The sequence below is a fragment of the Rhizobium sp. LEGMi-198b genome (assembly GCF_054114205.1).
In genome coordinates, this window is sequence record NZ_JBSYVH010000008.1 from 64,451 (window position 1) to 83,640 (window position 19,190).

The following is a 19,190-nucleotide window of genomic DNA, read 5'->3' on the forward strand; positions in this document are numbered from 1 at the left end:
CGGAAGTTGCACAGCCCCATTGGCACAAGGCGCGACAACGGTATCTTGGAGGTCATCATCGACCGACCGAAGGCGAACGCCATCGACCTTGCGACAAGCCGCGAGATGGGGCTGATCTTCCGCGATTTCCGTGACGACCCCGATCTGCGCGTGGCGATCATTTCCGGTGCCGGCGAGAAGTTCTTTTCGGCCGGCTGGGATTTGAAGGCGGCTGCCGCCGGCGATGCGGTCGACGGCGACTATGGCGTCGGCGGTTTCGGGGGTCTGCAGGAGCTTCGCGATCTCAACAAGCCGGTGATTTGCGCCGTCAATGGCATCTGTTGCGGCGGCGGCCTGGAGATTGCCCTTTCCACCGATCTGATCATCGCCGCCGAACACGCGATCTTCGCCCTTCCGGAAATCCGCTCGGGGACCGTCGCAGACGCTGCATCGATCAAATTGCCGAAGCGCATCCCCTATCATATCGCGATGGACATGCTCCTGACCGGTCGCTGGCTTGACGTTGTCGAGGCTCATCGTTGGGGCTTCGTCAATGAGATCGTCGCTGCGGATCAATTGATGAACCGAGCCTGGGAACTTGCCCGGCTTCTCGAAAGCGGCCCGCCGCTCGTCTACGCAGCCATCAAGGAAATTGTCCGCGAAGCGGAGGGAACGACGTTTCAGACTGCCATGAACAAGATCACCAAACGGCAGTTTGCGACCGTCGATGCCCTCTATTCGAGCGAGGATCAGTTGGAAGGCGCAAGGGCATTCGCGGAGAAGCGAAGCCCAATCTGGAAAGGAAAGTGAGAAGGCGGCGACAACCGCATTATTTTCCCGCATGATCGCGGGCAATCGAGCTTCCGGCGGAGAGGAAACCGCATCCGAAGCTTTGCCCGAAAGTTCTATCAACGCATCAAGAAGAAGGAACAGGGGAATGAAAGATTACACAAAACACTTGGCAAGCCGTGTGACCTCCGGCGGTCTCAGCCGTCGCGAATTCATGGGGCGCGCCATGGCGGCCGGCATGACATTGGCACTTGCCGATCAGCTTTTCACCGAAAGCGCGATGGCAGCCGAACCAAAACGCGGTGGCCATCTGAAACTCGGCCTCGAAGGCGGTGCCGCAACCGATTCCAAGGACCCGGCAAAATTCCTGTCACAGTTCATGTTCTGTGTCGGCCGTTGCTGGGGCGACATGCTAGTGGAATCTCATCCCCTGACCGGTGCCGCCGTGCCGGCACTTGCCGAATCCTGGGAGCCGTCGAAGGACGCTGCCACCTGGACCTTCAAGATCCGCAAGGGCGTCAAGTTCCACAATGGCAAGGAGCTAACCATCGACGACGTCGTCGCCACCCTCAAGCGCCACACCGACAGCAAGTCGGAATCAGGCGCGCTCGGCGTCATGAAATCGATCAAGGAGATCAAGGCCGACGGCGACAATCTCGTCCTGACGCTGACCGAAGGCAACGCCGACATGCCGTTGCTGCTCTCTGACTACCATCTCGTCATCCAGCCGAATGGCGGCAATGACGATCCCCTCGCCTCGATCGGCACGGGTCCTTACAAGCTCGTCAGTTTCGAGCCGGGCGTGCGCGCAACGTTCGAGAAGAACAAGGACGATTGGCGTACTGATCGCGGTTATGTCGACTCGATCGAAATCATCGGCATGAACGATGCGACGGCACGTATCGCCGCGCTGTCGTCCGGTCAGGTGCACTACATCAATCGCGTCGATCCAAAGACCGTGGACCTGTTGAAGCGCGCGCCCAATGTCGAAATCCTGTCGACCGCCGGCCGCGGGCATTACGTGTTCATCATGCATTGCAGCACCGCGCCGTTCGACAATAACGACCTTCGCCTGGCGCTGAAATATGCCATGGACCGCGAAACCATGGTGAAGAAGATCCTCGGCGGCTACGGCAAGGTCGGCAACGACTTCCCGATCAATAGCACCTACGCTCTCTTCCCCGAAGGCATCGAGCAGCGCACCTACGATCCCGACAAGGCCGCCTTCCACTACAAGAAGTCCGGCCACAGCGGCTCCGTGCTGCTGCGCACCTCGGAAGTCGCCTTCCCGGGCGCCGTCGACGCCGCGGTCCTCTATCAGGAAAGCTGCAAGAAGGCCGGCATCAACATCGAGGTCAAGCGCGAGCCGGGCGACGGCTACTGGACCAACGTCTGGAACGTCCAGCCCTTCTCCACCTCCTATTGGGGCGGCCGCCCGACGCAGGATCAGATGTATTCCACTGCCTATCTCTCGACGGCGGACTGGAACGACACCCGCTTCAAGCGTCCGGACTTCGACAAGCTTCTCCTGGAAGCCCGCTCCGAACTCGACGAAGCCAAGCGCAAGGAGCTTTATCGCAGCATGGCGATGATGGTCCGCGACGAGGGCGGCGTCATTCTGCCGATGTTCAACGACTTCGTGAACGCCTCCACCAAGCAGGTGAAGGGCTATGTCCACGACATCGGCAACGATATGTCGAACGGCTACGTCGCGACCCGCGTCTGGTTGGAGACCTGATGCCCGAAGCAGGGCGGAAACGCCCTTATCTCTAACGGAACCGGGATCGCGGAAAACCTTCGCGGTCCTCCAGACGTTTCAGCGCGAGGCATCAGTCATGTCCAATCTACAACCCAGCACAGTGCTGCCCGGATTGCGGTTCAAGCAGCGCTTCCCGCTGCTTTCCCTCATCATCGAGCGTTTCCTGCTCAGCCTCGTGCTGCTTTTCGCGGTCTCGGTCCTGATCTTCGGCGGCCTCGAAGCCTTGCCGGGCGATTTCGCGACCACCTATCTCGGCCAGTCGGCAACGCCGCAGGCCGTCGCCAATATCCGCACCGAACTCGGCCTCAATCGGCCTGTGACCACCCGCTACGTCGAATGGCTCGGCAACGCTGTGCAGGGCGATTTCGGTACATCCTGGGCTAGCAAGAACTCCGTCAGCGAACAAATCGGCAAACGTCTCGGCAATTCGCTTTTCCTTGCGGCCTGCGCTGCGCTCATCTCGGTGCCACTCGCCGTCGGGCTCGGCATGCTGGCCGTGCATTTCCGAAACCGTCTGCCCGACAAGATCATCAACGTGATCTCACTGGCGGCGATTTCATTGCCGGAATTTTTCATCGGTTATCTGCTCATTCTGTTTTTCACCGTGAAATTCGGGATCGCGACCTTTCCGGCGACCGTCTATGACGGCATGAGCTTTATCGACCGATTGAAGGCTATCGCCTTGCCGACGGCGACGCTGGTGCTCGTCGTCCTCGCCCATATGATGCGCATGACGCGGGCCGCGATCCTCTCGGTGATGTCCTCCGCCTACATGGAAACGGCGGAATTGAAGGGCCTCAGCGCCTTCCGCGCGATCGTCAAACATGCCGCCCCCAATGCGCTGGCGCCGATCATCAACGTCGTGGCGCTGAACCTTGCCTATCTCATCGTCGGTGTCGTGGTGGTGGAAGTCGTCTTCGTCTATCCCGGCATGGGCCAGTACATGGTCGATGCCGTCACCGTGCGCGACATGCCGGTGGTCCAGGCCTGCGGCCTGATCTTCGCCGCCGTCTACATCCTGCTCAACATGGTTGCCGATATCCTGGCGATCGTCGCCAACCCGCGCCTGAGGCATCCACGATGAGATTGAGAGACATCCCCATCACCGCCTGGGTCGGCATCATCGGCATTCTGCTGGCTTTCATCTGCGCGATCTTTGCACCCCTGATCGCACCCTATGGCGAAACCGAAGTCGTCGGCAACGTCTGGCAGCCAGCCGACGCGCAGTATTTCTTCGGTCTCGACAATCTCGGCCGCGATATCCTTTCGCGGCTGATCTACGGCGCCCGCACCACGCTGTTCGTGGCACTCGCCGCGACGATCATCTCGTTTTCGCTCGGCATCATCCTCAGCTTCACCGCCGCTGTCTCGCGCGGATTGATCGACACCGTATTTTCGCGTTTCAACGATTTGATGATGTCCATCCCGACCTTGATCTTCGCGCTGGTGGTGCTGGCCGTGCTGCCGCAGAATCTCGCCGTGCTCATCCTCGTCATGGCGATCCTCGATTCCACGCGCGTCTATCGCCTCGGCCGCGCCGTCGCGCTGGACGTCGCGGTCATGGAGTTCGTGGAAGCCGCCAAACTGCGCGGCGAAGGCAAGGTCTGGATCATCTTCCGTGAAATCCTGCCGAACACGCTCTCGCCATTGCTGGCGGAGTTCGGCCTGCGTTTTGCCTTTTCGATCCTGTTCCTGTCGACGCTGTCATTCCTCGGGCTCGGCATACAGCCGCCGTCGGCCGATTGGGGCGGCATGGTCAAGGACAATAAGGACGGCATCATCTTCGGCATTTCCGCCGCTCTCGTGCCGGGCTCCGCGATTGCGGCGCTCGCAGTCTGTGTCAATCTGGTGGTCGACTGGCTCTTGAAGCGCACCTCCAGCCTCAAGGGAGGACGTGGCGATGCCTGAGCTTCTTTCCGTTCGCGATCTCAAGATCCAAGCGACCAGTTATCCGCCCGGCGAGCCGCCGAAGCGGGTCACAATCGTCGACGGCGTCTCCTTTGACCTACAGAAGGGCAAGGTGCTCGGCCTCATCGGCGAGTCCGGCGCCGGCAAATCCACCATCGGCCTCTCGGCGCTCGCCTATGGCCGCGGCGGCGCGGAGATCACCGGCGGCGCAGTGCTGCTCGACGGCGTCGATATTCTTCCGCTCGGAAAATCGGGCATTCGCAGGATTCGCGGGGCACGCGTCTGCTACGTCGCGCAATCGGCTGCGGCTGCCTTCAATCCGGCCCACAAGCTTGGCGAACAGGTGATCGAAGCCTCCGTCAAGCATGGCTTGATGACGAAAGACGAGGCGAGGAAGCGCGCGCTTTACCTCTTCCGGGTCCTCGGCCTGCCCAACCCGGAGACCTTCGGCGATCGTTTTCCGCACCAGGTCTCGGGCGGCCAGCTTCAACGCGCGATGACGGCGATGGCGCTCTGCTCCAATCCCGAGCTGATCGTCTTCGACGAGCCGACGACCGCACTCGACGTGACGACGCAGATCGACGTTCTGGCGGCGATCAAGCACGCCATCGAGGAGACCCATACGGCAGCCCTTTACATCACCCATGACCTTGCCGTCGTCGCGCAGATCTCCGACGACATCATGGTATTGCGGCACGGCAAAAAGGTGGAATACGGGCCCGTGCAGCAGATCATCGAGGCGCCGCGGGAAGACTATACCCGCGCGCTCGTCAACGTTCGCCAGACCGCACGCGAGGAGGCGGTCGATCAATCCGACACGCTTTTGAAAGTCGAACACGTCAGCGCGCAATATTCGAACGGTTTCAAGGTGCTGCACGATGTTTCTCTACATGTACCAAAAGGTCAGACGCTTGCCATTGTCGGTGAATCCGGCTCCGGTAAATCGACGCTTGCCCGTGTCATCACCGGACTGCTGCCGCCAAGCGATGGCGGGATTTCTTTCGATAAGAAGCCGCTGACTCCAGCCCTCAGAAACCGCTCACGCAACGAGCTGCGGCGCATTCAACTGATCTACCAGATGGCCGATACGGCCATGAATCCCCGCCAGACGGTGCGCGACATCATCGGCCGTCCCCTCACCTTCTATTATGGCCTGCGGGGCGCGGCAAAGACGGCGCGGGTGAAAGAGCTGCTCGAAGAGATCGAGATGGGCAATGGTTTCATCGACCGTTATCCGGCCGAGCTTTCCGGAGGCCAGAAACAGCGTGTCGCGATTGCGCGTGCCCTGGCGGCCAAGCCGGAACTCATCCTCTGCGACGAGCCCACCTCGGCGCTCGATCCGCTTGTTGCCGAAGGCATCCTGAAACTGCTGATGCGGCTGCAAGAGGAATCTCAGCTTTCCTACATCTTCATCACCCACGATATCGCCATCGTGCGTGCCATCGCCGATAGTGTCGCGGTCATGCATCGCGGCAAGCTCGTGCGCTTCGGGCCGAAATCGAAGGTGCTTTCGCCGCCTTTCGACGACTATACGGATCTGCTGTTGAAATCGGTGCCCGAAATGGAGATCGGTTGGCTGGAGCGTGTCCTGACGACGAGAAAGATGGAAAGCGCGGGAAATTGATAGCATGACGTTCGCTCCCCGCGGCTTTAAAATCATCGCTCCAGCAATATCGGAATGAGCCTGCCATGACCGACCGCAGCTTTACCACGATCGAAAACCATTGGATCACGCTGAAGGACGGAACGCGTCTTGCGGCGCGTATCTGGATGCCGGACGGTGCGGAAAGCGATCCGGTGCCGACCGTGTTCGAATTCCTGCCTTACCGCAAGCGCGATGGAACGAGCCCCCGCGATGAATCGACCTACCCGATGTTTGCCGCAGCCGGCATCGCCGGTGTTCGCGTCGATATTCGCGGCTCCGGCGAATCCGATGGCGTTATCGACGGCGAATATACGGAGCTCGAACTCGCCAATGCCTGCGAACTGATCGCCTGGATCGCAGCGCAGCCCTGGTCGAATGGCTCCGTCGGCATGATGGGCATTTCCTGGGGCGGGTTTAACAGCTTGCAGGTCGCGGCGCGGCGCCCGCCCGCGCTCAAGGCGGTGATATCGATCGCCTCCACGGTCGACCGCTATAACGACGATATCCACTACAAGAATGGCTGCCATCTCTCGGCGCAGCTCTCCTGGGCTACCACCATGCTCGGTTATCAGTCCCGCTCTCCCGACCCGGAGATCGTTGGCGACCGCTGGCGGGATATGTGGCTGCAACGCCTGGAGAATGAGCCTTTCTTCATGGAGGGATGGCTCCAGCATCAGCGCCGCGACGATTTCTGGCGGCACGGCTCGATCTGCGAGAATTTCGCCGATGTCGAAATCCCCGCCCTTGTCATTGCCGGTTGGGCGGATGGCTATCGCAACACGCCGCTGATGGCCGTCGAAGGTCTCGGCGATAGGGCGAAAGCGCTGATCGGTCCGTGGGTTCATAAATATCCCCATTTTGCCTGGCCGAAGCCCCGCGCCGATTTCCACGGCGAGGCGATCGCCTGGTGGAACCGCTGGCTGCGCGGCGACAAAAATGGTGTAGAGGGCGTGCCGCAGGTGCGCGCCTATATTCTTGATGCTGTAAGGCCTGCGCCGCGCCGTGATTTCGACCCCGGCTTCTGGATCGCCAAGCAGGATTGGCAAAAGCCGGAGATGCAATGCTTCTATGTCGAACAGTTCGGCACGCTGATGGAAGGCATGCCGATCCCGCATGCGCCGGAACATGCCGTCTATCTGCGCTCGCCCCTCGATACAGGGACGACTTCGGGCGAATATTTCACGCTGAAACCGGATGCCGAAATGGCGATCGACCAGCGCCTCGATGACGCCGGTTCGCTGACCTTCCAGACCACGCCGCTGGCCGTCGATCATGACTATCTCGGCCGTCCGGTCGTCACTCTGTCGCTACGCTGCGATGCCGAAACGGCCAATCTTTGCGCCAGGCTCATCGATCTCCACCCGGACGGCACAGCGACACGCGTCTCTTTCGGCGTGCTCAATCTTGCTCATCGAGAGGGCAATGCCGAACCGCAGCCCCTGAAGAAGGGCGAACGCACCACCATCAGGCTAACGCTGGATGCCTGCGGTTATCGCTTCCGCAAAGGCCACCGCATCGCTCTTTCGCTCTCCACCGCATACTGGCCAATGATCCTGCCGCCGCCGGAAAATCCGGGTCTGACGATCGACATCGCCTCCATTGGTTTCGGCCTGCCAAAGCTCGGCGAACATGAAGCCATCGACATCAAGCAGCCGGACAATCCCGATCCGCTGCCGAAATATATCGAACATGCCCCGGCCTCGACGAAGCGTCAGGTCGTGCGCGATCTCTCCGCCAACAAGACCCTCTATGAAATCCGGGAGGATACCGGCCTCTTCGAACATCCGGGCACAGGTCTTTCGACGCGCCAGCTCCGCGAAGAGGTCTGGTCTATCGCGCCGGACGATCCGCTGTCGATGAGTGGAACCTCGATCTGGACATGCGACATGCGGCGGCCGGGATGGTATGTCCGCACGGTGGCGACGGCGACGATTTCTTGCACGGCAGCCGAATGGATCATCCGTGCGTCCGTCATCGCCTTTGAAGGCAATACGCAAATTTTCGAAAAAATTTTCGAGGAAAAGCGAATTCCGCGCGATCTGATGTGATCAGTTCGATCCCGCAAAACGGCTCACTGCCTCGCATATGGCGCGAAAACCGGCGCTCGCGCCATCGCTCATATGCCGGGCACGCAGCCAGGTATGCACCATCTGCGGCTCCTCGCGAAACCAGACCTCGACACCCGCCGCGGCAAGCCTTGCCGCATAATTGCGGCCATCGTCCCGCAACGGATCGAAATACGCGACCGTTATGAAGGCTGGTGGAAGGCCGGCGAATGACGATGAGGCAAGAGGCTCGGCGACCGGATCGCCGGCGGGTGCCTGCAACACGCCGCGATAATAGCCGACATCGGCGGTCGTCAGCCCCGGCGCATTCGCCATCTCCTCATAGGAACCGGAAACAAGATCCCCGCCGAGCGCCGGATAGATCAATATCTGCCCGACAATGCCGGAGAGCCGCTCACCCTTAGCTCGAACGGCGAGCCCCGCCGCCAGATTACCGCCGGCGCTATCGCCGATCAGCAGGACGGTCTTTCCTTCGGCAAGCAACTGCTTGAGAACAAGAAAACAATCATCCGTCTGCGCCGGCCAGCGATGCTCGGGCGCAAGGCGATAATCGACCGACACCAGCTCGGCCCCGACATGGTCGGCGATCTCAGCGCAAATCGCATGGTGGCTTTGCAGGGAACCGACCACGAAGCCGCCGCCATGAAGGTAGAGCAGGCATGCCGGGGTTCGGATCGTCTGCGGCTGATAACGCCTGACCGGGATTCTCCCCATCACTGCCTCATCCTGCGTGCGCATGCCGTCAGGCAGCGGGCGATCGAAGCGGCTGCAAAGTGCGTCATACCACTGCCGCTGCTGCTCGATGGACGCCGTCACCGCATCAGGCGGATAGAAGGAATCGCAGATCTCCATGAATTGCAGAATGCCCGCCTCTGTCGGTCGGGGTTGCAGGGAAGAATCCATGGAATATCCTCAAGATAAGGCTCGTCGTGCAACGATAACATCACCGGCGGCTAAATGGTATGTCCAGGCACGGCCTGCAACGCTGCGACGGCGACACGGGCACAAAAGCTCCGGCCGTCAGAGGGCAACCTGATGGCCGGGCGAGATTTCCACATATCTTAGCGGCTGCATCTTGTGGTCCGGAGGCCGGATCGGGCTTTTCAACTCGTCGGCGGCAATGCCATGCTTCAGTCTCCGCCGAGCCGGATCGGGAACGGGCACCGCCGACATCAGCTTCTTTGTATAGGGGTGCTGCGGGTTCTCGAACACCGCCTGGCGCGGCCCGATCTCGACGATTTCGCCGAGATACATTACCGCGACGCGGTGGCTGACGCGCTCCACAACGGCCATGTCATGCGAAATAAACAGGAAGGCGAGGTTCAGGCTTTGCTGCAGGTCGAGCAGCAGGTTGATGACCTGTGCCTTGATCGAAACGTCGAGGGCGGAAACGCTCTCGTCCGCGATGATCACTTTGGGATCGAGGGTGAGCGCGCGGGCGATGCAGATGCGCTGACGCTGCCCGCCGGAAAACTCGTGCGGATAGCGCGTCGCCATGTCCGGCGAGAGCCCGACCTTCACCAGAAGGTCGGCGACCTTGTCGCGTGCCTCTTTCGCCGTTCCCATCTTGTGTTCGAGATAGGGTTCGGCGACGGCGGCGCCGATCGTCATGCGCGGATTGAGGCTGGCAAAGGGGTCCTGGAAGATCATCTGCACCTTGCGGCGCATATCGCGCAGACCCTTGCGATCAAGAGCCAGCATCTCCTCGCCGTCGACAAGCACCGAGCCGCTCTGCGGCTCGATCAAGCGCATGATGGCGCGGCCCGTTGTCGACTTGCCACAACCGGATTCACCGACCAGCGACAGCGTCTCGCCGGCTTGCAGATCGAAGGAGACGTTTTCGACGGCATGCACCCTGCCCTGTAGCCGCCCGAAAAGACCGGAATGAATGTCGAACCGTTTGCAGAGGTTTTTCACCTCCAGCACCGGCCGCTGCGCCGCCGAGACGGTATCGGCCACCTCCGTCAATGGCTCAGCCTGACCGGTCTCGCTGTTGAGTACCGGAAACCGCAGGGGTCGCTCGCGCCCCTTCATGGATCCGAGCACGGGGACAGCCGAAAGCAGCGCCCGCGTGTAGGGATGCTTGGCGTGGAAGAAGACCTCGCTGGTCGCGCCCGTCTCGACCTGCTCGCCGCGATACATGACGATAGTTCGGTCGGCGATCTCAGCGACCACGCCCATGTCGTGGGTGATGAACAGAACGGATGTTCCCTGCTCTTCCTGCAGCATCTTGATGAGGTCGAGAATCTGGCCCTGAATGGTGACATCGAGCGCCGTGGTCGGCTCGTCGGCAATCAGCAGCTTCGGGCGCGAGGCGAGCGCCATGGCGATCATCACGCGCTGGCGCATGCCGCCGGAGAAGCGGTGCGGATATTCGTCGAAGCGCGAGGCGGCCGATGGAATGCGCACGCGCTCCAGAAGGCGGATCGTCTCGGCCTTCGCTTCAGCACTGGACATCTCGCCGTGGCAGAGCAGCGCCTCGGAAATCTGGTCGCCGATGGTGAAGAGCGGATTGAGGCTGGTCATCGGCTCCTGGAAGATCATCGCGACATCCTTGCCGCGGACTTTGCGCATCTCCGCTTCCGACAGCGCCAGAATGTCCCTGCCGCCGAGCGTGATGCGGCCGGTGATCCGGCTCATATCCTGCTGCAGCAGCCGCATGATCGACAGCGACGTGACGCTTTTGCCGGAGCCGGATTCCCCGACGATCGCCACGGTTTCGCCTGGCGCCACGGTGAAAGACACGTCACGCACCACCGGCTTCCAAGTCCCCTCCACCAGGAAGGAGGTCGTCATTCCCTCCACCGAGAGCACTGGCTCGGTGAGCTGTGAAGTCTGGGCGTCGCTGCCGGCCATCATCGTCCCCTTATTCACCGTCTCAATCCGGCCAGCGCAACAGGCCGTCGAAACGGCGGCGGCTGCGATCTTCGAGTGAGGTTGCGATGATCTCGTTTGAGGCTTGCGCCCTGTCGAGTTCTTCGCCGATACGGGCGGCCACGATTGTCTCCTCGCCGGGATGCAGATTGCAGGGATCGAGGTAGAAATAATTGTGCTCGACTTCGTGGTCGCGAACGATAATCGGCGGGGTTCCCCGGGCCAAGGCGTCGGCGAGGTCCCAGGCGGTGATGTGGGCCTCGCGCGCATCGATGGTGAGACGCAGGCGGTCGAGCGGATTGTTGGTCGGGTCGGGCTCGATCACCGCCTTAACGCCGGGACGGCCGTCGAAGCGGTCGTGCCAGAGATGGAGATAGCCGGTCTCGCGCTCGCGTATGCCGGCATGGTCGCGCGTCTCCCAGGCTTCGAGCGCCGCCATGACGCCGAAGATGCTTTCCTTGCCAACCTTCATACCACGGCCGATGCCAAGGTTCTGCAGGAAGGTGTTGCGCACCATGTCCTTGCGTCCCGCGACGATGCCCGAGGTCGGGCCGCCCAGGAATTTGTGGCCGGAATAAAGAACAAGATCCGCGCCCTGCTCCAGGAAGATGCGCAGATCATATTCGGAAGCCGCATCGACGATGACTGGCACGCCCTTGGCATGGGCGATCTCGCAGAATTCCTTGAGGCTCAACATCCCGTAGTCAACGACATGATGCGAAACGACATAAAGGGCGGCCGCCGTCTTCTCCGTGATCGCACCTTCCAGATGATGCCGGTAGGTCGAGGTCGCCTGGCCGATCAGCACGACCTTGCCACCCGAAAGCCGCACCGCCTGATCGATCGGGGCGCCATAGCTCACCACATGCCCCATCTGAACGATGATTTCGTTCTTGTCGCCGCGAACGTCGGGAAGACGCTCGATCGCGGCGAGGTCGTTGCCGGTGATGGCGGCGGCGACTGCCAGGCTGATGCCTGCTGAGCAGGAGGCCGTAACGAATCCCGCTTCGCCGCCGGTCAGCCGCCCGATGACCGCACTCGCCTTGCGCTGCAGGTCGTTGATCTCCACGAACTGCGGCAGAATGGAGCCCATTGCCGCAATCCCCTGGGGAACAACGATCGATGCCCCGAGGCTCGTCATCGTGCCCGAGACATTGATGACGGGGCGAAGTCCGACGGACGGACGAATGTCTTCATTCGGCATGAGAACCTCCAGATTTTTTTGCTGGCGGGGCGGCGCTTGCAGTACCGGACCATCGACAGCTATGCCATAATTATGTAACAAACCACCGATTTGAACGGGAGTTCGGTTTTTGGACGCAAAGACATCACCCATCGGCTACTCCGAAAGCGAGACGGCCAATGAAAACGACGCTGCCGCCGTCAAGGGAGCGCGGCGCTCGCGCGTCAGCGGCATCGACCGGGCGCTGCAGGTCATCGATCACCTCTACGAAACCGGCACGTCTTGCGGTGTCTACGCGGTCGCCAAGGCGATCGGCGCACCGCTCTCGACCGTCTACGTCATCGTCGACGACCTCGTTGAGAAGAACCTGCTTAGCCGCAATGCCGATGGCACGATCTGGCTCGGCTCCCGTCTTTACCACTACGGCCTCGCCTATGCCCGATCGCTCGATTTCATGAGCGTTGCCACCCATGAAATGCACGATCTCTGCCGGCAGGCCGGCGAAACCGTTCAGGTCTGCGGCCGCGACGGCGACCATATGCTCGTTCTCGCCATGGCCGATGGTCCAAGCCACTTCCAAGTCGCCTCGCGCGTCGGCACACGGGTGCCGCTCAATTGGACGGCGTCCGGCCGCCTGCTCGTCGGTCATCTGCCGGAGGAAGAGCGCATCGCGCTTTTCCGGCACTGTGCACGCACCTCTCCGACCGGCCGCGCCGATGTCGACCCGGTGACGCTGTCGACGGCTGCGGCGAAAGCGCTGGAAGCCCGTCTGTCGATCCAGGCCGGAGAATCCGACTATGCCGTGGCCTGCATTGCTTCGCCCGTATGCGACCGCGATGGCCAGTGCGTCGCCACCATCTCCATCGTTCTGCCGGAGCAGAAAGCCTTTTCCGACGAAGGTCACTACGTCGCACAGGTTCGAAGCTCGGCGGAAAAGATCGAGAGATTGATGGGTTGGCGTGGCCATTGACGTTCTGTCCCTTCCTCAGCCGTGCAAAGCCACGATCGCTTCGATCTCGACAGTGATATTGCCCGGCAACGAGCCGAAGCCGACAGCCGAGCGTGCATGTTGGCCGGCCGCTCCGAAAACCTCGATGAAGAGGTCGGAACAGCCGTTGATGACGCTGGGATGATCGGCGAAATCGGGCGTGGCGTTGACCATGCCCAAAAGCTTCACCACGCGCTTGACGCGCTTGAGATCGCCAAGCGCATCCTGCATAACGGCCAGAAGATTGATGCCGGTCAGCCGCGCATCGGCGTAGGCCTGTTCGATGCCGACCTCAGCGCCGACCTTGCCGAAATGCAGAGTGCCGTCGGCCTCGCGCGGCCCCTGGCCAGACAGATAGAGCATGTTGCCCTCGCAAACATGCGTCACGAAGTTGGCGATCGGCGGCGGCGGCGGCGGCAGCACGATGCCGAGGGTGGAGAGACGTTCATAGGGCGAACCCTGTGCGCTCTCGGCGGTGGCGGAAGACTGGTTCACGCAAACTCCTGTCGTACAATCATTAAATTCGGAACTCAGCTATTAATGGCAGTGGCCATGGGGCGTCATTTTTCGCGCCCGCGGGATGTAGCGGCTCGCGGCAAAGGCGTCAGCGCCGATGACTGCGTAGCGCGGTTCGAAAAGCCGTTTCAGCACGGCGGCATCCCCCATCGAATCCACCGCCTCGATATCGGACTCCACAAGGTCGAAGATCGTGAATTCGGCCCGCTCCCCGACCGCGATCCGATCGATAAGCGGCAGCTTGATGGCCGAGGCCGGTGCATGCGTGACCGCTTCGATCACCTTCTCGAAGGGCATGCCGACCGACAGCAGCTTCGACATCGTCGTCGCGAGATCCCAGACCGGGGAATTCAACGACCGGTTATGCAGATCGGTGGAGATCGAGAACGGCAGAAGCCCGCGCTGGATGGCGGCCTCGGCGACGCGGAAGGAGAAAGACGCGCCGCCATGGCCGATATCGAGGCGGACACCTTCGCTGGCGCAACGTTCGGCGAGATTGAAGAGATCCTCGTCCTCTATGAGGCTGCCGCCGGCCTTGCCGTTGAAGCAATGCGTAATGATATCGCCGGGTCCGAGGATCTCCAGCACCTCGTCATAGAGCGCCGGCGGCTCGCCGACATGCACCATCATCGGGATCTTCAGTATCTTGGCGATCTTCTTACCGAGCTTGACGGGCGTGATGCCCCAGGAGCCAGTAATCACATGGCTCGCGCGCACCTTGATGCCGACAATATGCTCGCTGTTGTCGGCATAGACCTGCAGCATGCGGTCGAAATCGATCGAGCGGATGTCTATCAATTCGCTGACGCGATTGCAGGCGACGAGACCGATCGAACCGAGATTGAGAAACGCCTTGATGCGTTCGCGCGCCGGCTCGATGATATATTCACGGAAGCCATGGAAATTCGCTTCACCCGCCGAGCCGGCGTCAACCAAGGTCGTCACGCCGCGTTCGACGCCGCATTCCGAGGGGCGGAGGGAAATGTCGGTCCCGCCATGCCATATATGGACGTGCAGGTCGATCCAGCCCGGCGACATCCAGGCACCCTTGCCATCGATCCTTTCGACATCGGCCGAGACGGCAAGCGATGGTCCAACCTCGGCGATACGCCCATCCGCGCCGACCAGCACGTCAGTGACGCCGCCTGACGTCGCCTGCCCGAAAGCCATCGGCTTGACGTTGGCGATCAGCAATGGCCGCTTCGGTTCATATCCGGAAGACATGGGCTACAAGTCCTTTCGAAGTCTGGGATCGAGAATGTCGCGCAATCCGTCGCCGACCATCTGCAACGACAGGACGGAGAGAATGATGGCAAAACCCGGGAAGAGCGTCATCCAATCGGCCTGATCGAGATATTGCCGGCCGGCGGCGATCATCGTTCCCCAGGTCGGAATATCCGGGCTCACGCCAAGGCCGAGGAAGGAAAGGCCGGCTTCGGCGAGCATGGCGTTGGCAAACAGGAAGGTGCCCTGCACCAGGATCGGCGACAGCAGGTTTCTGAGCACATGTCGTGTCATGATATGCAGGGTCGAGACGCCGAGCGCGCGCGCCGCCTCCACATAGGGCAGTTCGCGGATAACCAGCGTCGAGGCGCGGACGATACGCGCCAGCCGCGGCGCGTAGACGATGCTGAGCGCGATGATGACCGTCGTCAGCGACGGCCCGAGGGCCGCGACCAGCGCGATCGCCAGCAGGATATCGGGAAATGCCATCATCGCATCGACCAGCCGGGCGATCGGCGTATCCAATTGCTTGAAAAAGCCGGCGAGCAGGCCGAGCGTAACGCCGATCACCGCAGCCAGCGCGACGACCGCGCCACCGACCAGCAATGACAGACGGCCGGCATAGATGGTGCGGGTGAAGACATCGCGGCCGAACTCATCGGTTCCGAAGAGGTGGATGAAGCTTGGCGGCTTCAGCCGGTTAACGATGGACAGCTTGCCTGGCGCATAGGGCGCAATCAACGGCGCGAAGACGGCGAGCAGCACGAATATCGTCAGCACGGCGACACCGAAGACGACGGTTTTGCGCTTGAAGAGACGTCTGGCGAATTTGCGGCGCTCGGCGCCGGCGCTTGTGTCTGAAATCGCGGCCATCAGTAGCGCACCCTCGGATCAACCAGCAGATAGAGCATATCGATCGCAAAATTGATCAGGACGTAAAGCCCGGCAATGACGAGCAGTGCGCCCTGGATCACCGGATAGTCGCGTCGGAGCACGGCCGACACCACGAGATTACCAATGCCCGGCAGGCTGAAGATGGTCTCGGTCACCACCGCGCCGGAAATGAGCACCGCCGCGGTCAACCCGATGACGGTGAGGATCGGGATCAGCGCGTTTTTCAGCGCATGCTTCAGGATGACCTTGCGCTCGATAAGCCCCTTGGCGCGGGCGGTGCGGATATAGTCGTCACCGAGCACGTCCAGCATCGAGGCGCGGGTGAAGCGCAGGATCAGCGCCGAGGAGACGACGCCGAGCACGATCGAGGGCAGTGCCAGGTGATACATCCGGTCCACGAATGACGAACCCGGTCCGCCATATCCGGAGACGGGAAAGATACCGTGGCGAACGGCGAAGGACTGAATGAGGATCAGGCCGAGCCAGAAACTCGGAATACTGGCCGCCAGCATGGCAAGCGCCGTCGCCGCCTGATCAAACAGCGAGCCGCGGCGATAGGCGGAATAGATGCCGATCGGCAGGGCGATGATGCTGGCGATGACCAGCGAAAATACCGTCAGAAAGAAGGTGGGCTCGGCGCGCTCGACCAGCGCCGAGGTCACCGGCTCGTTCAAAAAGATCGACTGACCGAGATCGCCCCGCAGAAGCTGACCGAAGTAATAGAGGTATTGCAGGGCTAGCGGCTGATCGAGGCCGAGCCTCGTTCTGAGGCTCGCAATGTCCTGCGCCGTCGCATCCGGGCCGAGCATGACCGCGGCCGGATCGCCGGGAGTGACGCGCACGATCACGAAGACGATCGTGACCACGAGGAACATCACGACGATCATGCCGAAAAGGCGCTGGAGGATATAGCGTATCATGTCTTGTCCGATCCTCCGGCCGCTTCCATCGCGGCCGGAATGACGAGCCTATGGGCTGCTACTTCTTGACCGACGCGTTCCAGAAATACGGCCAGGGCGCAGCCTCGACCCCTTCGAGCTTCTGCGATTTGGCAGCCAGCGCATTAAAGTCGCCAATCTTGATCAGCGGTACTTCGTCGTACATTACCTTTTGGACATCAGCCCACAGCGCCACGCGCTTGTCAGGATCAACGGCGGAATTGAACGCATCGACCGCGACCTTTCGGGCCGGCGTGTCCCACCAGCCGGGCGCACTCGTCGACATCTGCCCCATCAAAGCCGGCTCGGGCAGAAAGGGGCTGTGGGAGATATAGATATCCCACAATTTCGGATCGGCACGGCGCTGCGTTAGCGTTGCCCAATCGACAACCTGCAAATCGACCTTGAAGCCGGCCTGCTTCAGATATTCGGCGGCAACCTGCGCCATCTTGTAATGGAATTCGTATTGACGGCTAGTGAGGATACGCAGCGGCTCGCCGTTATAGCCCGCCTTCTTCAAGAGGGCACCGGCGGCCTCGGGATCGGCGACATTATAGGCGCCATCCGTGCCGGCATCCGTGTTCCAGGCGTAGGACTTTGGATAAAATGCGGCATCGAGCGCATAGAAATCAGTGCTGCCGAAGGCAGCGGCCAGCATGTCCTCCATGCTGAGCGCTGTGCGTACCGCTTTGCGGATATCGATATTCTTGGTGATGCCGTTCGCCGTGTTGAAGACGAAGACCGGATAGCCGAAGGGCTTCAGCATGACCGGCGCGGATGCTGACGAGCCTTTCAGGCGGTCGAAGGACTCGACCGGCAGCGAGTCGACATAATCATATTGACCGGCAACCGCCGCCTCGACGCGGGTATTGGCGTCGGGAACGGGGACGAAACGGATTTCATCAAGATATTGATGCCGGGCGCCGCCATAACCATCGGCCTCGCCGCTGCGGGACTTATAACCATCGAAGCGCACCAACTGAATATATTGGTCAGCCTTGCGCTCTTTCAGCATATAGGGACCGGTGCCGATGAAGGTGGTCATCGGGTCTTCTTGATGCTTGGCCGGAATGATGATCGCGGCCGAATTGTTGAAGGCGAGCAGGGAGAGAAGCGGCGCATAGGGTTGCTTCAGCACGATCTTGACCGTCGAGGGATCGACCGCCGAGATGCTGTCGATCATAGCCGCGGTCTGCTTGCCGCGTGAGGCAATCTTGGTCCAGCGATTGAGCGAGGCAACGACATCTTCTGATGTCATCTCGCTGTTGTCGTGGAACTTGATGCCGGTGCGAAGCTTGATCGTATAGGTTTTGCCGTCAGCGCTGATGTCGGGCATGCTCTCGGCCAGAAGCGGCGTTACCTTCCAATTCTTGTCGAAGGTAAAAAGCGTTTCGAAAATATGCTGCGAAACGATGCCGACCAGATCGGCCGTCGAAACCATCGGATCCAATGTCGGCGGCTCACCAATTGTCGCGACATTGATCACGCCGCCCTTTTCTTGCGCCAGAAGCGCCGATGGCATGATGAGAAGAGCTGCTCCCAGCAGAAAGGCAAATTTGCTTCGCACGATATCATCCCCTTGTTTATTCCGTTATTACGGAACATTAAATTTTATAATGGAATGATAGCGGTGGGACAGGTGATGTCAATATAGCCCGGAACATTGGAATGCGTGATTGAAGCCGTGGCCGGGAGCGAGTGACGCCGACATCGATCGGTGCTGCTCATCACCGAGATCTCGATAGCATCATCTTTGTTGGAAAACCCAAGGCGCGCAGGCGCTACGAACCTCGGCCATGCGGCGGAGGCGAAAGCCATCAATCGTAAGGGATAAAGAAGAGCAATACGCTATGGGGGAACACGTCACCACCGGAGTGCTCGCCAATGGGAAGATTAATGCCCCCCGCTGGTCGGCTCTTGCTGGGGGCAAGGCCGACCAGATTCTTTCAAAATTAAACCGCCAGGAACGCTGACGGCGGAAGCTGAAGTGCAGTGGCGATCCGCTTCAGTTTAGCCGGATCAATATCTGCGCCATCTTCGATGCCTATGATTTCCTCATTGGCGAGACCACAGGTCACCGCCAGATCTTCAATGCTGTAGCCCACGGTTTCACGGGCTGCCTTCACACGCGCCGCGACATCGTCCGCATGCACGGCTTGTGGTGGAACCTCATTGAAATTATTGAGTGAAATGGACATTATCGTCTCCTTCTCTACATAGATTCTTGCGAAGTCTTTTTTGAGTCTTGGGACAGGCGTCTGTTAACGCGCCGATAACCTTTTATTTCAGCAATGTAATATGAACAAGCAAAAATCGTCGCGCAGCGCCGGTCAGGCCTATGGCCGCGCGCAGACGCTGGTCATGCGTCCACGGATGACATCTGACGAACGATGACCAAGCAACGGATAGTTAACGGATTTTTCACCG

At 60.7% G+C, this 19,190-nt stretch carries 16 protein-coding genes; 7 read left to right on the top strand and 9 right to left on the bottom strand.

Translation table 11 applies throughout. The features are described from left to right. Positions 1-6: 6 nt before the first annotated feature. The 6 genes from ACXHXG_RS25950 to ACXHXG_RS25975 all read left to right on the top strand — a co-directional run bounded on the left by ACXHXG_RS25950 (position 7) and on the right by ACXHXG_RS25975 (position 8,128). Positions 7-789 (top strand): carnitinyl-CoA dehydratase, encoded by a 783-nt coding sequence (locus ACXHXG_RS25950; RefSeq protein WP_457901212.1) that lies wholly within the window; start codon positions 7-9, stop codon positions 787-789. A 127-nt stretch (positions 790-916) separates the two neighbouring features. Beyond that, on the top strand, positions 917-2,506 hold the full coding sequence (locus tag ACXHXG_RS25955; protein WP_457901213.1) for an ABC transporter substrate-binding protein: 1,590 nt from the start codon (positions 917-919) through the stop codon (positions 2,504-2,506). Between the two features lie 97 nt (positions 2,507-2,603). Further along, the gene (locus tag ACXHXG_RS25960; RefSeq protein ID WP_457901214.1) at positions 2,604-3,611 is read left to right on the top strand and encodes an ABC transporter permease; all 1,008 of its coding nucleotides are present in this window, start codon (positions 2,604-2,606) and stop codon (positions 3,609-3,611) included. Beyond that, positions 3,608-4,435 (top strand): ABC transporter permease, encoded by an 828-nt coding sequence (locus ACXHXG_RS25965; protein WP_260304934.1) that lies wholly within the window; start codon positions 3,608-3,610, stop codon positions 4,433-4,435. The genes ACXHXG_RS25960 and ACXHXG_RS25965 overlap by 4 nt, the downstream gene beginning before the upstream one ends. Next, positions 4,428-6,059, top strand: a complete 1,632-nt coding sequence (locus ACXHXG_RS25970; protein ID WP_457901215.1) for an ABC transporter ATP-binding protein — start codon at positions 4,428-4,430, stop codon at positions 6,057-6,059. Before ACXHXG_RS25965 ends, ACXHXG_RS25970 begins: the two co-directional genes overlap by 8 nt. Before the next feature lie 65 nt (positions 6,060-6,124). Then, positions 6,125-8,128: a CocE/NonD family hydrolase gene (locus ACXHXG_RS25975; protein WP_457901216.1), complete on the top strand. Its 2,004-nt coding sequence runs from the start codon at positions 6,125-6,127 to the stop codon at positions 8,126-8,128. Here the strand turns inward: ACXHXG_RS25975 and ACXHXG_RS25980 are convergent, their stop codons facing one another. The 3 genes from ACXHXG_RS25980 to ACXHXG_RS25990 all read right to left on the bottom strand — a co-directional run bounded on the left by ACXHXG_RS25980 (position 8,129) and on the right by ACXHXG_RS25990 (position 12,224). Next, entirely contained in the window at positions 8,129-9,049 is a 921-nt protein-coding gene (locus ACXHXG_RS25980; protein ID WP_457901217.1) for an alpha/beta hydrolase, read from the bottom strand. A gap of 117 nt (positions 9,050-9,166) precedes the next feature. Further along, positions 9,167-11,002 carry an ABC transporter ATP-binding protein gene (locus tag ACXHXG_RS25985; RefSeq protein ID WP_457901394.1) on the bottom strand — a complete coding sequence of 612 codons (1,836 nt, stop codon included), beginning with the start codon at positions 11,000-11,002 and terminating at the stop codon, positions 9,167-9,169. A gap of 22 nt (positions 11,003-11,024) precedes the next feature. Then, entirely contained in the window at positions 11,025-12,224 is a 1,200-nt protein-coding gene (locus tag ACXHXG_RS25990) for an aminotransferase class V-fold PLP-dependent enzyme (protein ID WP_457901218.1), read from the bottom strand. Between the two features lie 109 nt (positions 12,225-12,333). Between ACXHXG_RS25990 and ACXHXG_RS25995 the strand changes: the two genes are divergently transcribed. Continuing rightward, positions 12,334-13,173 (top strand): IclR family transcriptional regulator, encoded by an 840-nt coding sequence (locus ACXHXG_RS25995; protein WP_104826476.1) that lies wholly within the window; start codon positions 12,334-12,336, stop codon positions 13,171-13,173. Positions 13,174-13,188: 15 nt separating this feature from the next. Here ACXHXG_RS25995 and ACXHXG_RS26000 read toward each other — a convergent pair whose 3' ends face one another. The 6 genes from ACXHXG_RS26000 to ACXHXG_RS26025 all read right to left on the bottom strand — a co-directional run bounded on the left by ACXHXG_RS26000 (position 13,189) and on the right by ACXHXG_RS26025 (position 18,961). Further along, complete coding sequence (locus ACXHXG_RS26000; protein ID WP_260304928.1) at positions 13,189-13,686, bottom strand: RidA family protein; 498 nt, start codon at positions 13,684-13,686, stop codon at positions 13,189-13,191. A 42-nt stretch (positions 13,687-13,728) separates the two neighbouring features. Further along, positions 13,729-14,931 (bottom strand): amidohydrolase/deacetylase family metallohydrolase, encoded by a 1,203-nt coding sequence (locus ACXHXG_RS26005; RefSeq protein WP_457901219.1) that lies wholly within the window; start codon positions 14,929-14,931, stop codon positions 13,729-13,731. Between the two features lie 3 nt (positions 14,932-14,934). Next, positions 14,935-15,804: an ABC transporter permease gene (locus tag ACXHXG_RS26010; RefSeq protein ID WP_260304926.1), complete on the bottom strand. Its 870-nt coding sequence runs from the start codon at positions 15,802-15,804 to the stop codon at positions 14,935-14,937. Further along, positions 15,804-16,745: an ABC transporter permease gene (locus tag ACXHXG_RS26015; protein ID WP_283051552.1), complete on the bottom strand. Its 942-nt coding sequence runs from the start codon at positions 16,743-16,745 to the stop codon at positions 15,804-15,806. The genes ACXHXG_RS26010 and ACXHXG_RS26015 overlap by 1 nt, the downstream gene beginning before the upstream one ends. A gap of 58 nt (positions 16,746-16,803) precedes the next feature. After that, complete coding sequence (locus tag ACXHXG_RS26020; protein ID WP_457901395.1) at positions 16,804-18,285, bottom strand: ABC transporter substrate-binding protein; 1,482 nt, start codon at positions 18,283-18,285, stop codon at positions 16,804-16,806. Positions 18,286-18,715: 430 nt separating this feature from the next. Beyond that, the gene (locus ACXHXG_RS26025; protein WP_285169197.1) at positions 18,716-18,961 is read right to left on the bottom strand and encodes a helix-turn-helix domain-containing protein; all 246 of its coding nucleotides are present in this window, start codon (positions 18,959-18,961) and stop codon (positions 18,716-18,718) included. Between the last annotated feature and the right edge of the window lie 229 nt (positions 18,962-19,190).

Bases quoted from the DNA above. Each gene is read 5' to 3' on its own strand.
- ACXHXG_RS26010 (WP_260304926.1), bottom strand. From the start codon at position 15,804: ATGGCCGCGATTTCAGACACAAGCGCCGGCGCCGAGCGCCGCAAATTC.
- ACXHXG_RS25975 (WP_457901216.1), top strand. From the start codon at position 6,125: ATGACCGACCGCAGCTTTACCACGATCGAAAACCATTGGATCACGCTG.
- ACXHXG_RS25955 (WP_457901213.1), top strand. From the start codon at position 917: ATGAAAGATTACACAAAACACTTGGCAAGCCGTGTGACCTCCGGCGGT.
- ACXHXG_RS25990 (WP_457901218.1), bottom strand. From the start codon at position 12,224: ATGCCGAATGAAGACATTCGTCCGTCCGTCGGACTTCGCCCCGTCATC.
- ACXHXG_RS25970 (WP_457901215.1), top strand. From the start codon at position 4,428: ATGCCTGAGCTTCTTTCCGTTCGCGATCTCAAGATCCAAGCGACCAGT.
- ACXHXG_RS26025 (WP_285169197.1), bottom strand. From the start codon at position 18,961: ATGTCCATTTCACTCAATAATTTCAATGAGGTTCCACCACAAGCCGTG.
- ACXHXG_RS26015 (WP_283051552.1), bottom strand. From the start codon at position 16,745: ATGATACGCTATATCCTCCAGCGCCTTTTCGGCATGATCGTCGTGATG.
- ACXHXG_RS26020 (WP_457901395.1), bottom strand. From the start codon at position 18,285: ATGCCATCGGCGCTTCTGGCGCAAGAAAAGGGCGGCGTGATCAATGTC.
- ACXHXG_RS26005 (WP_457901219.1), bottom strand. From the start codon at position 14,931: ATGTCTTCCGGATATGAACCGAAGCGGCCATTGCTGATCGCCAACGTC.
- ACXHXG_RS25985 (WP_457901394.1), bottom strand. From the start codon at position 11,002: ATGGCCGGCAGCGACGCCCAGACTTCACAGCTCACCGAGCCAGTGCTC.
- ACXHXG_RS25960 (WP_457901214.1), top strand. From the start codon at position 2,604: ATGTCCAATCTACAACCCAGCACAGTGCTGCCCGGATTGCGGTTCAAG.
- ACXHXG_RS25980 (WP_457901217.1), bottom strand. From the start codon at position 9,049: ATGGATTCTTCCCTGCAACCCCGACCGACAGAGGCGGGCATTCTGCAA.
- ACXHXG_RS25965 (WP_260304934.1), top strand. From the start codon at position 3,608: ATGAGATTGAGAGACATCCCCATCACCGCCTGGGTCGGCATCATCGGC.